The sequence below is a fragment of the Serratia sp. K-E0102 genome (assembly GCF_029962625.1).
Taxonomy (GTDB): domain Bacteria; phylum Pseudomonadota; class Gammaproteobacteria; order Enterobacterales; family Enterobacteriaceae; genus Serratia; species Serratia sarumanii.
Genome location: NZ_CP124754.1, coordinates 4793642 through 4806017, shown reverse-complemented (window position 1 = coordinate 4806017; position 12376 = coordinate 4793642). Strand labels below are relative to the sequence as shown.

Annotated in this window: 10 protein-coding genes; 7 read left to right on the top strand and 3 right to left on the bottom strand. The window is 59.7% G+C overall.

The features are described from left to right. Positions 1-73: 73 nt before the first annotated feature. Positions 74-829 carry an HTH-type transcriptional regulator UlaR gene (ulaR, locus tag SSARUM2_RS22810; protein WP_033636329.1) on the bottom strand — a complete coding sequence of 252 codons (756 nt, stop codon included), beginning with the start codon at positions 827-829 and terminating at the stop codon, positions 74-76. Between the two features lie 112 nt (positions 830-941). Beyond that, entirely contained in the window at positions 942-2006 is a 1065-nt protein-coding gene (ulaG, locus tag SSARUM2_RS22805; RefSeq protein WP_049195640.1) for an L-ascorbate 6-phosphate lactonase, read from the bottom strand. 354 nt (positions 2007-2360) lie between these two features. Here ulaG and ulaA point away from each other — a divergent pair, with 354 nt between their 5' ends. The 6 genes from ulaA to SSARUM2_RS22775 are packed head-to-tail and all read left to right on the top strand — an operon-like array spanning position 2361 to position 6787. Beyond that, complete coding sequence (gene ulaA, locus SSARUM2_RS22800; protein WP_033636328.1) at positions 2361-3758, top strand: PTS ascorbate transporter subunit IIC; 1398 nt, start codon at positions 2361-2363, stop codon at positions 3756-3758. 14 nt (positions 3759-3772) lie between these two features. Continuing rightward, positions 3773-4081: a PTS ascorbate transporter subunit IIB gene (gene ulaB, locus SSARUM2_RS22795; protein ID WP_033636327.1), complete on the top strand. Its 309-nt coding sequence runs from the start codon at positions 3773-3775 to the stop codon at positions 4079-4081. A 10-nt stretch (positions 4082-4091) separates the two neighbouring features. Then, positions 4092-4559: a PTS ascorbate transporter subunit IIA gene (ulaC, locus tag SSARUM2_RS22790; RefSeq protein ID WP_060453125.1), complete on the top strand. Its 468-nt coding sequence runs from the start codon at positions 4092-4094 to the stop codon at positions 4557-4559. 16 nt (positions 4560-4575) lie between these two features. Beyond that, on the top strand, positions 4576-5232 hold the full coding sequence (locus tag SSARUM2_RS22785) for a 3-keto-L-gulonate-6-phosphate decarboxylase UlaD (protein WP_033636325.1): 657 nt from the start codon (positions 4576-4578) through the stop codon (positions 5230-5232). A 9-nt stretch (positions 5233-5241) separates the two neighbouring features. Then, positions 5242-6150: an L-ribulose-5-phosphate 3-epimerase gene (locus tag SSARUM2_RS22780; RefSeq protein ID WP_060453126.1), complete on the top strand. Its 909-nt coding sequence runs from the start codon at positions 5242-5244 to the stop codon at positions 6148-6150. Next, positions 6101-6787, top strand: a complete 687-nt coding sequence (locus SSARUM2_RS22775; protein WP_033638611.1) for an L-ribulose-5-phosphate 4-epimerase — start codon at positions 6101-6103, stop codon at positions 6785-6787. The genes SSARUM2_RS22780 and SSARUM2_RS22775 overlap by 50 nt, the downstream gene beginning before the upstream one ends. A gap of 3 nt (positions 6788-6790) precedes the next feature. Here SSARUM2_RS22775 and malT read toward each other — a convergent pair whose 3' ends face one another. Beyond that, on the bottom strand, positions 6791-9505 hold the full coding sequence (malT, locus tag SSARUM2_RS22770; protein WP_033649340.1) for an HTH-type transcriptional regulator MalT: 2715 nt from the start codon (positions 9503-9505) through the stop codon (positions 6791-6793). A gap of 460 nt (positions 9506-9965) precedes the next feature. On the opposite strand from malT, the gene malP reads away from it, so the two are divergent. After that, positions 9966-12371 carry a maltodextrin phosphorylase gene (malP, locus tag SSARUM2_RS22765; protein ID WP_060423631.1) on the top strand — a complete coding sequence of 802 codons (2406 nt, stop codon included), beginning with the start codon at positions 9966-9968 and terminating at the stop codon, positions 12369-12371. Positions 12372-12376: the final 5 nt, after the last annotated feature.

Sequence of the window (12376 nt, the reverse complement as noted above, 5' to 3'; positions counted from 1 at the left end):
CCTCGTAATTGGGGGACGCCGCTATTGTAACCAACTCTGCGGCGTTTAAGACCAGAGCAAGGGTGTGGTTTTGTCACACCAGCAGCACTTCAACGCCCTGTTGACGCAGTTGCTCAACGATCGCCGGATTGGCAGCGCGGCCGGTGATCACCATGGCGATTTGCTCGGTGCGGCTGAACAGCATGCCGGCGCGTTGGCCGACTTTGCTGCTGTCGACCAGCACCACCAGTTTACCGACGTAGTTGAGCATCTTTTGCTCCGCCATGGCGGTCAGCATATCCGTTTTATACAAACCCTCGGCGGTAAGGCCGATACCGCTGGTGAACATCCAGTGCCCGGCGTACAGCGTCGCGTCGCCGTCCTGAGGCGCCAGGGTAATCGACTGAGTCTTGTTGTACTGGCCACCCATGATCACCACGCTGTCATGGTCCTGTTCGATCAGGTAGTTGGCCAGCGGCAGGTAGTTGGTGATCACCTGAACCGGCTTGCCGCAAATTTCACGCCCCAGCAGAAATGCGGTGGAACCGCAGTTGATCACCACGCTCTCGCCCGGCTGACAGAGTTGCGCCGCCGCTGCCGCGATGCGCATTTTTTCATCGAGATGCTGGGTTTGATGGATGTTGAGCGGCGTCCAGGCCGGGCGCGGGGTTTGCGTGGCTTCGGCGCCGTTGCGCACTTTGCGCAATTTGCCAATTTCATTCAGTTTGTTGATGTCCCGGCGTGCGGTGGCCGGAGAGATGTCAAACGCCGCGATCACGTCCGCCACGGAGATTTGCCCCTTGCGATGCAAGAGATCGAGAATGGCATTGTGGCGTTGGGACTCTGTCATGCGGGCTCCATCAGGGTGAGAAGAACGTCGTTGCCTTCGATTATATGCGCGCCGTTTGACGATTTGAATCATTGCCGTTCAAAAGCGCGCATCAGTATGCAACACCGGTTGATTACAAGAAAGACTTGAAGGGCAGGTCGGGTTCCTGGGTGAAACAATCATCGAACCCGCGCGGATAGTGATATTCCAGATTGTCTTTGTCCTGCGGCCAGATGAACTTGCCGCCAACCTGCCAGATAAAGGGTTTGAAACCGTACTTGAGCCGATCCTTTTTCATGTCCCACAACACGCGGATCTCCTGCGGGTCTGCCTGGAAATTCGACCAAATATCGTGGTGGAAGGGGATCACGACCTTGGCGTTCAACGATTCCGCCATGCGCAAGATGTCGGCGCTGGTCATCTTGTCGGTAATGCCGCGTGGGTTCTCGCCGTAGGAGCCGAGGGCGACATCAATGTGGTGATCGTTGCCGTGCTTGGCGTAATAGTTGGAGTAGTGAGAATCGCCGCTGTGATAAAGGTTGCCGCCCGGCGTTTTGAACAGGTAGTTGACCGCACGCAGATCCATGCCGTCCGGCAGTACGCCCGCGGCCTTTTGTTCCACCGGTAATGTGATCAGCGCCGTGCGATCGAAAGCATCCAGCGCATGAATTTCGACGTCTTTGATTTTTATCACGTCGCCAGGTTTGACGGTGATGCAGCGCGCCGGCGGCACGCCCCAGCCGATCCAGATATCCACGCAGCTTTTCGGCCCGATAAACGGGACGGATTCGGGACAGTTCTGCAACACGGCCGCCGCGACGTTCACATCGATATGGTCGTTGTGATCGTGCGTGGCCAGCACGGCGTCGAGCTGGGTGATGGCGAACGGGTCGAGTACGAATGGGGTAGTGCGCAGGTTCGGCTGCAGCTTCCGCACCCCGGCCATGCGCTGCATTTGATGGCCGGTTTTCATCAGCGGGTTGCCGTGGCTCTGCTTGCCGGTGCCGCACCAAAAATCGACGCACAGATTGGCGCCTTCTTCAGACTTGAGCCAGATGCCGGTGCAGCCCAGCCACCACATGGCGAAGGTGCCGGGCGCGACTTTCTCCTGCTCTATCTCTTCGTTCAGCCAAGTGCCCCATTCGGGAAAGGTGTTCAATATCCAGGACTCGCGGGTGATGTCGTTGACTTTACTCATGGGTTTTTCCTCATTGTCGGTGATGATAAAATCATAAGTAATCACATTTAGATTTTATGTGACTTGTTTTGATTGAATCTAGCATCGTTTTTTTCAGCTGACAACGATCTTAACTCCCGTTAACGCCGCCTTATTCGCGTGCGACACTGCCCATGGCGCTTATGTTTCTCCTGGTTACTGCTATTAAATTCAATGGGTAATAAAATGAGTGTTGCCTAATTCATTGAATGTTAGTGGAATTGATTTTTATCTTGCGAGGTTGTTCACAAATAATCATTTATGATCTTTTTGTGATTGTTGGTGATTGATATGGTGAAAGCGTTACCTGCACGCCAACCTTTCCGGGAGAGCCGTATGGAAACCCTTTACACCATCTTCACCGTCTTTTTTAACCAGGTGATGACCAATGCGCCGCTGCTGCTGGGGCTGGTTACACTGCTGGGTTACACGTTGCTGCGCAAAAGCGCGGCGGTCATCATCAAAGGCACCATCAAGACCATTATCGGTTTCATGTTATTGCAGGCCGGTTCCGGCATTCTGACCGGCACGTTCAAACCGGTCGTGGCGAAGTTGTCCGAGGTATACGGCATCAACGGGGCGATTTCGGACACCTATGCTTCGATGATGGCCACCATCGAACGTATGGGGGACGCCTACAGCTGGGTCGGCTACGCGGTATTGCTGGCATTGGCGCTGAACATTCTCTACGTACTGCTGCGGCGTATTACCGGGATTCGTACCATCATGCTCACCGGCCACATCATGTTTCAGCAGGTCGGGCTGATCGCGGTATTTTTCTACATTCTGGGTTACGGCATGTGGACGACGGTATTGTGCAGCGCGCTATTGGCTTCACTGTACTGGGGCATCACCTCCAACATGATGTTCAAGCCGACGCAGGCGGTAACGGAAAACAGCGGTTTCTCGATCGGGCATCAACAGCAGTTCGCGTCGTGGCTGGCATACAAGGCCGCACCGTATCTCGGTAAAAAAGAGGACAGCGTGGAAGATCTGAAGCTGCCCGGGTGGCTGAACATTTTCCATGACAACATCGTGTCCACCGCCATCGTGATGACGCTGTTTTTCGGCATCATTCTGTGCTCGTTCGGCTTGGACACTCTGCAGGCGATGGCCGGTAAAACCCACTGGAGCATCTATATCCTGCAAACCGGGCTGATGTTCGCGGTGGCGATTTTCATCATCGTGCAGGGCGTGCGCATGTTCGTCGCCGAATTGACCGAGGCCTTTAACGGCATATCCCAACGTCTGATCCCCGGCGCGGTACTGGCCATCGACTGCGCCGCCATTTATAGCTTCGCGCCCAACGCCGTGGTGTGGGGTTTTATGTGGGGCACCATCGGCCAACTGATCGCCGTCGGCATACTGTTGGCGCTCGGCTCTTCCATCATGATCATTCCCGGTTTCATTCCCATGTTCTTTTCTAACGCCACCATCGGCGTATTCGCTAACCACTTCGGCGGCTGGCGCGCGGCGATGAAGATCTGTCTGGTGATGGGAATGATAGAGATCTTCGGCTGCGTGTGGGCCATCAAACTGACCGGGCTAAGCGCCTGGATGGGCATGGCGGACTGGTCGATTCTGGCGCCGCCGCTGATGCAGGGGCTGAGTCTGGGCCTGTGGTTTATGGGTGTGGTGATCGTTATCGCCCTGCTGTACATGTTCTTCGCCGGACGCACCCTGCGTGCGGAAGAAGATGCTGAAAAACAATCGGTTGAACCAGCGTCACGTTAATAGGAGTGCAGATTATGACGGTACGAATCCTGGCGGTATGCGGTTGCGGGCAAGGCAGTTCCATGATCATGAAAATGAAAGTCGACCAATTTTTAACGCAGCAAGGTGTGAATCATTCGGTCAACAGCTGTGCGGTGGGGGAATACAAATCCGAGTTGAACGGGGCCGACATCATCATTGCTTCCACCCATGTCGCCGACGAAATCGTCGTGAGCGGCAACAAATATGTGGTTGGGGTGCGCAATATGCTCTCGGCGGCGGACTTCGGCCCGAAGCTGATGGAAGTTATCGGCACGCATTTTCCGCAAGATTTGAAGCAGTAAGGAGCGAGTGATGAAGCTGAGCGATTCGTTGGCGCAAAACAACACCATCCAACTGCAGGCGGAGGCTGCTGACTGGCGGCAGGCGGTGCGGTTGGGCGTCGATTTGCTGGTGGCTGCCGGGGTGGTGGAACCGCGCTATTTCGACGCCATTTTGGCCGGCGTCGAACGGCACGGCCCTTACTTCGTGCTGGCGCCGGGCCTGGCGATGCCGCACGGCCGGCCGGAGGAAGGGGTGCTGAAAACCGGCTTCGCCTTGGTCACCTTGAAAACGCCGGTGTGTTTCGGCGATGAGGACAACGATCCGATAGACATCTTGATCACCCTGGCGGCGGTGGACGCCAAAACGCATCAGGAGGTGGGGATCATGCAAGTGGTGAATCTGTTTGAAGATGAGGCGAACTTCGATCGCTTGCGGGCCTGTCGCCACGCGAGCGAGGTATTGGCGTTGATCGACAAAACGTCTACGGCGGCGAATTGATTGAAGGAGACAAACAATGAACACGCATTTACCGATGTTGCAGGTGGCGCTGGATAACCTGTCCATGGCCGCGGCTTACGATACGACTCGCCTGATCGCGGCCGAAGTCGACATCATCGAAGTCGGCACTATTTTGTGCGTGGCGGAAGGCGTGCGCGCCGTACGCGATCTGAAAGCGCTGTATCCGGATCGCATCGTGTTGGCGGACGCAAAAATCGCCGATGCGGGTCAGATTTTGGCGCGAATGTGCTTCGAGGCGCATGCCGATTGGATCACGGTGATCTGCTGTGCCGACATCAATACGGTCAAGGGCGCCCTGCAGGTGGCGCATGAGTTCGGTGGCGACGTACAGATCGAACTGACGGGGTTCTGGACCTGGGAACAGGCGCAGGCGTGGCGTGAAGCGGGAATGGGTCAGGTGGTGTACCACCGCAGCCGCGATGCGCAGGCCGCAGGGGTCGCATGGAGCGAAGACGATATCCGCGCGGTGCGTCGCCTGAGCGAGATGGGTTTTAAGGTGACGGTCACCGGCGGACTGGCGCTGGAGGATTTGCCTCTGTTCCAGGGCATTCCCATCCACGTCTTTATCGCCGGACGCAGCATTCGCGATGCCGCCGATCCGGTCGCGGCGGCGCGGGAATTTAAATCCGTCATTGCCCAGCTGTGGGGCTGAGGAGCGGTTATGTTGCACAAATCCGTGCCGTTGGGCATCTATGAGAAAGCGTTGCCGCCGGGCGAGGACTGGCTGACGCGCCTGCAACTGGCGGGTGAGTTGGGATTCGATTTCGTTGAAATGTCGATCGATGAAAGCGACGGCCGCCTGGCGCGGCTGGACTGGAGCGCTGAACAGCGGCTCGCCTTGGTTAGCGCCGTTGCGGCGAGCGGTGTGCGCGTCCCTTCTTTATGCCTCAGCGCCCACCGGCGTTTTCCGTTGGGCAGTGCAGACGACACCACGCGCGACCGGGGACTGGAGATCGTGCGAAAAGCTATTCGGCTGGCGCAGGATACCGGCATCCGGGTGATCCAACTGGCCGGGTATGACGTTTATTACCAGCAGTCAACTGCACAGACCCGCGCCCGGTTCCGTGCCGGATTGGCGCAGGCGGTGGAGATGGCCAGCCGTGCGCAGGTCATGCTGGCGATGGAAATCATGGACTATCCGCTGATGAACTCGATCAGCAAGGCGCTGGGCTATGCCCACTACCTGAATAACCCGTGGTTTCAGCTGTACCCGGACATCGGCAACTTGTCTGCCTGGGACAACGATGTGCCGATGGAGCTCATGGTCGGGCGCGGACATATCGTGGCGGTACACGTTAAGGATACGCGGCCGGGGGAGTTTAAGAATGTGCCGTTCGGCGAGGGCGTGGTCGATTTCGTGCGCTGTTTCGAAACGCTGTTGCAGAGCGGCTATCGCGGCCCCTATCTGCTCGAGATGTGGAGCGAGAAAGCGGACGATCCGCTGCGGGCGGTGCGGGAGGCGCGAGCCTGGGTGGTTGAACGCATGGTCGAGGCCGGGTTGGAAATAAGGGGGGAGCATGCTGGAGCAACTGAAAAGTCAGGTGTACCGAGCCAATATGGCGTTGCCTGAGCACGGGCTGGTGACCTATACCTGGGGCAATGTCAGCGGCATCGATCGGGCCAGTGGGCTGGTGGTGATCAAACCCAGCGGCGTACCTTATGAAACGATGCGGGCTGAGGATATGGTGGTGGTGAATGCGCGAGGTGAGGTTGTCGAGGGGCAACTGCGGCCTTCGTCCGATACGCCGACGCATTTGGCGCTGTATCGGGCGTTCCCCCAACTCGGCGGTGTGGTGCATACGCACTCTACCCATGCCACCGCCTGGGCGCAGGCGGGTGAAGCGATACCGGCGCTCGGCACCACCCACGCCGACTATTTTTCCGGCGACATTCCTTGTACACGCGGGCTGACTGCGGAAGAGGTGGCGCGGGAATATGAGCTGAACACCGGTCGGGTGATTATCGAAACCCTGAAAGGGCGTGAACCGCTGCACATTCCCGGCATCCTGGCGTATCAGCATGGCCCGTTCAGTTGGGGAAGGACGCCGGATGAGGCGGTGCATAACGCCGTGGTGTTGGAGGAGGTGGCGAAAATGGCGTGGATCAGCCGGGATATTAACCCCGGCCTGAAACGGATCGATGACTATCTGCTGGAAAAGCATTTCAGCCGCAAACATGGCGCCGGCGCCTATTACGGCCAGCGCTGACTCTCAGGCGCCATACCCCATCATCTTCAACAGCTGCTGCGCTTGCTGCACCGCTTCCTGGCGATGGGCCACGCCCAGTTTCTGATACAGGTTGCGGATGTGCGTCTTGATGGTGGTGGCCGCCACGTCCAACTCGCCGGCGATCTGGTCGTTGCTGTAGCCGGAATAGATCAGCCCCAGCACCTGCCATTCGCGCTGGGTGAGCGGACTGGTGCGGATCAGCTCCGGCACCTGCGGGTGGGTCAGCAGCTTATCGACGAAATTCTCGTCAAAATGCGCGAACTTGTGCCGATGATGCTGGTTGATGTCGCGCAGGATGCGCTGGGCGCGATGCTGTTCCAGCTCCGGCAGCGTGTTGAGTTGGATCAGCTGTCGCAGCTGCTGCGCCATCGCTTCGCCCTCGATGACGAAGTGGCTGATAAAGCCGGTGCGGTTGGCCAGCGACAGCGCTTCGATCAGCGCCTGCTGCGCTTCGCCCTTGCGCTCTTGCAGCCAGTAGAGCTGGTTGCTGAGCAGCAGGTTGCGGTTGAGATCGCTCACCAGCCGCAGGCGGCGGGCGTTTTCGTTCAGCTCATCCAACACCACGCCGGCCTCTTCATACTGGCCGAGCAGGATCTGCACCCGCGCGATGTTGCGCCACTGGCCCTGCGTGAAGTGGTTGTCCGCCATGCCGGGCTTTTCGGTGTGGCGCAGCCACTGGGCGGCGGCGGCGGTGTCGCCGGTCATCTGCCAGTGGATCACCCGCGACTTGTCGGTGTTGGTCAGCCAGTCGCGATGGTAGTGGGCGCCGTGCAGCAGGGTTTCGCAGCGCTGCAGATGGGTATTGGCGTTGTCCAGATCGCCGCGCGCCAGCGAGCATTTGGCCAGCATGGCGATGCACTGCAGCTGCTGTTGCGGCTGGTAGTTCGCCAGGATTTTCAGCCCGGTGCGCGCCGCGTCTTCCGCCTCGTCCAGCCGCGACCACGACCACAGGATCTGCGCGCGAATGCGCAGCAGGAACTCGTGCATCGGTAGCTGTTCCAGGTGTTGCTCGCGGATCAGTTCGAACGCCTTGTCCTGGGTTTCGTAAGCGGCCTGCAGGAAGCCCTGGGCGATGAGGATTTCGCTCTGCTGCAGCAGCGCCCAGAGCGCGTAATGGTTGGCCTGATGACGACGCGCCATCTGCTCGGTTTGCTGCATCATCGGCAGCGCGCGCGCCAGTTCGCCCTTGCAGTGGTGCACTTCGCCGGTCACCGAGGTGGCAACGATGCGGCTGTAATAGCTGGACAGCGGCAGGAATTTCAACGCTTCGGTCGCCAGCCGCTCGGCCTCTTCCGGTTTACCGGCGTTGATCGCCACCTGGGCGCGCAAGGCGTCGAACTCGGCGTGCAGCGTTTGGTCTATCTCGATTTTCTGCTCGCGCATGGTGCGCTCGGCGCGCTCCAGCAGGGTGTTGACCTCGCCGTAGCGGTGCTGGCTCTGCGCCAGCCAGGCCTGCAGCAGCGCCAGCTTGGGATTTTGGATCAGGCGCTCATAAGGCAGCGCGTTGAGGCACTCCTCCAGCAAGGCCAGTTCGCTGTGGTGGAACAGCGACCAGGCGTGTTGCAGCAGGATATCGCGCAGCATGCTGACGTCGCTGGCCGCCAGCGCATGGTGAATGGCCTCCGCCGGATACCCCAGCGCCAGCCAGCCCTCGGCGGCGGCGCGGTGCAACCCCGGCAGCTCCAGCGCCAGCTCCCACTGGCAACGCTGGCGCAGGAAAGAAGCGAACAGCGGATGGAAGTTGAACCATTCGCCGGTGTCGTCCATGCGGTGGATAAACAGCCCCTGGCGCTCCAGCTCCTCCAGCCGCTGCTGGCCGTTGTCTTCGCCGGTCAGCCGCACGATCAGCGCGTCGTTCATCGAGCGCAGCACCGAACAGCGCAGCAGGAAGGCGCGCGCCTCGGCATCGACGTGATCCAGCACTTCGTCCACCAGATAGTCGGACAGGTGGCTGGCGTTCAGCCCCGCCAGCCGCTTGGCCGACAGCTGAGCCGACGAGGCAGACTGGCGGGCCGACAGCGCGATCAGCTGCAGCGCGGTGGCCCAGCCTTCGACTTCGTCGCACAGGCGGCTGCTGTCCTGCTGTTCCATCGGCGCCGCCAGGCGGCAGTCGAAGAATTGTTTGGCTTCCTGATGGGTAAACGCCAGCTGCTGCGTGCCCATTTCCAGCAGCTGATCGCGCACCCGCAGATTGGCGATGCCGAGCGGCGGCAGGGTGCGCGAGAGCAGGATCAGCGTCAGGTTTTCCGGCTGATGGCGCAGGAAGAAGCGCATGGCTTCGTGAATGGCGTCGTTGGTGATCAGGTGGTAGTCGTCGATCACCAGGTACAGCGGCTGGTGCCAGTCGGCCAGCTCGATAAACAGCTGGGCGAACAGCGCCGACAGGCTGGCGTACTGGTGTTTCTGGCTCAGCGCCTCGCTCTTGACGCAGCGGCCGCCGCTGGCCTGCTGCAGCGCGGCGATCAGGTAGCTGGCGAAGCGCTCCGGTTGGTTGTCGCTCTCGTCCAGCGAATACCAGCCCAGATCGGCCTTGCCGGCCGCCCATTGGGCGATCAGCGTGGTTTTTCCGTATCCCGCCGGGCAATTGACCAGTGTCAGGCGATAGTTGCCCGCGCTGGCCAGTTTGGCCAGCAGGCGATCGCGGATCACGGTATTTTGCAGCCGTACCGGGCGGCTCAGTTTTGATGGGATCAGCATAGTATTCCAGGGTATAAATCGCGGTTCCCGCCGGGATTGGAGTGGCGCTAATTATTTTATGGTTCGTAATTAATAGCTCCCCCTAACTTCTGCCAACCCTAAACGTATTGCAACAAGCTTCCGCATCGGCTTGGAGTTAAGTTGCTATCGATCACACTTTTTTACGTTTGGCGTCGGCGCGCGGCGATGCGGTTGCAGATCGCATTTCCGGCCATGCACAAAACTTCAGCAGTGCGAATACTTGTGCTAACGTCATGGCTAACGTTCTCAGTGCTCGCCGCACGCGTTGGCGGGCTTTTTTGCATCGTCGCAAGGGAGTCAAACAGTGCCTGAGATCACAATTCCAGCTACGCCCCAATCCTCCTCCCCAGCTAATCCCCAGGCGGGATGATGCCGTCAGGCTTTCTCACCGGCACGATAGCGGCAATTTGACCCACTTACTGGATAGAGAGTTTTCCTTATGTCACAGCCTACGCTCAAGAAGGATGCTTTTCTGGCGGCGCTTGCCCGTCAGTGGCAACGGTTCGGCCTCAGTTCCGCACAGCAGATGACGCAACATCAATGGTGGGAAGCCGTCAGTGCGGCGCTGGCCGAGCAGTTGGCCGCACAGCCGGCGCCGCGCAAAAGCGCCAAACCGCTGCGCCACGTGAACTACATCTCGATGGAGTTTCTGATCGGCCGGCTGACGGCGAACAACCTGATCAACCTGGGCTGGTACGACACCGTCGAGCAGGCGCTGGCGGAGCAGAACGTCAAGCTGGCGGATCTGCTGGAGCAGGAAACCGATCCGGCGCTGGGCAACGGCGGGCTGGGGCGGCTGGCGGCCTGTTTCCTTGACTCGATGGCGACGGTGGAGCAACCGGCCACCGGGTATGGGCTGAACTACCAGTACGGGCTGTTCCGCCAGTCGTTCCAGGGTGGGCAGCAGCAAGAGGCGCCGGATAACTGGCAGCGCGAGAGCTACCCGTGGTTCCGCCACAACGCCGCGCTGGCGGTGGACGTAGGCATCGGCGGCAAGCTGGAAAAGCAGGCCGACGGCCGCGAACTGTGGCGCCCGGCCTTCACCCTGCGCGGCGAAGCCTGGGATCTGCCGGTGCTGGGGTATCGCAACGGCGTGGCGCAGCCGCTGCGCCTGTGGCAGGCGACCCATCAGCATCCGTTCAACCTGAGCGATTTCAACGACGGCAAATTCCTGCAGGCGGAGAAGCAGGGCGTAGAAGCCGACAAGCTGACCAAGGTGCTCTACCCGAACGACAACCATCAGGCCGGCAAGCGCCTGCGCCTGATGCAGCAGTATTTCCAGTGCGCCTGCTCGGTGGCGGACATTTTGCGCAAGCACCATCAGGCCGGCCGCAAGATTGAAGAGCTGCCGAAGTACGAAGTGATCCAGCTGAACGACACCCACCCGACCATCGCCATTCCGGAAATGCTGCGCATTCTGCTGGACGAGCACCAGCTGGAGTGGGAGGCGGCCTGGGCGATCACCAGCAACACTTTCGCCTATACCAACCACACCCTGATGCCGGAAGCGCTGGAGTGCTGGGATGAAAAACTGGTGCGCAGCCTGCTGCCGCGCCATTTCTCCATCATCAAACAGATCAACGCCAGGTTCAAAAAGCGGGTGGATAAGCACTGGCCGGGCGACGAGGCGGTGTGGGCCAAACTGGCGGTTCACCACAACAAGCAGGTGCGCATGGCCAACCTGTGCGTGGTCAGCGGCTTTGCGGTCAACGGCGTGGCGCAGCTGCACTCGGATTTGGTGGTGAAGGATCTGTTCCCGGAATATCACCAGCTGTGGCCGAACAAATTCCATAACGTCACCAACGGCATCACGCCGCGCCGCTGGCTGAAACAGTGCAACCCGGCGCTGTCGGGCCTGATCGACGAGACGCTGAAGGTGGAATGGGCGAACGATCTCGACGCGTTGCGCGGGCTGGAAAAATTCGCCGACGACGCGGCGTTCCGCCAGCGTTATCAGCAGATCAAACGCGACAACAAGGTGGCGCTGGCCCATTACGTGCACGGCGTGATGGGGTTGACGCTCGACCCGGACGCGATTTTCGACGTGCAGATCAAGCGTCTGCACGAGTACAAACGCCAGCACCTGAATCTGCTGCACATCCTGTCGCTGTATCGCCAGCTGCGCGACAACCCGAATCTGGACATCGTGCCGCGCGTCTTCCTGTTCGGCGCCAAGGCGGCGCCGGGCTACTACCTGGCGAAGAACATCATTTACGCGATCAACCAGGCGGCCGAGAAGATCAATAACGATCCGCTGGTGAAAGACCGCCTGAAAGTGGCGTTCATTCCCGACTACCGCGTGTCGGTGGCCGAACTGATGATCCCGGCGGCGGATATCTCTGAGCAGATCTCCACGGCCGGCAAAGAGGCCTCTGGCACCGGCAATATGAAGCTGGCGCTGAACGGCGCGCTGACGGTCGGCACGCTGGACGGCGCCAACGTCGAAATCGCCGAGCAGGTGGGCGAAGACAATATCTTTATCTTCGGCAATACCGTGGAGCAGGTGAAGGCGATACTGGCGAAGGGCTACGATCCGCTCAGCTACCGCAAGAAAGACAAGCACCTGAAGGCGATTTTGGATGAGCTGGCGAGCGGCGCGTTCAGCCACGGCGACAAGCACGCGTTCGACATGATGCTGCACAGCCTGCTGGAGGGCGGCGATCCCTATCTGGTGTTGGCGGACTTCGCCTCGTATTGCCAGGCGCAAAGCCGGGTCGATGAACTGTACCGCGATCGGGACGAATGGACGCGGCGGACTATCCTTAACACCGCGCGCGTCGGCATGTTCAGCTCGGATCGTTCGATCCGCGATTACCAGCAGCGCATCTGGCAAGCCAAACGTTAAGGAGA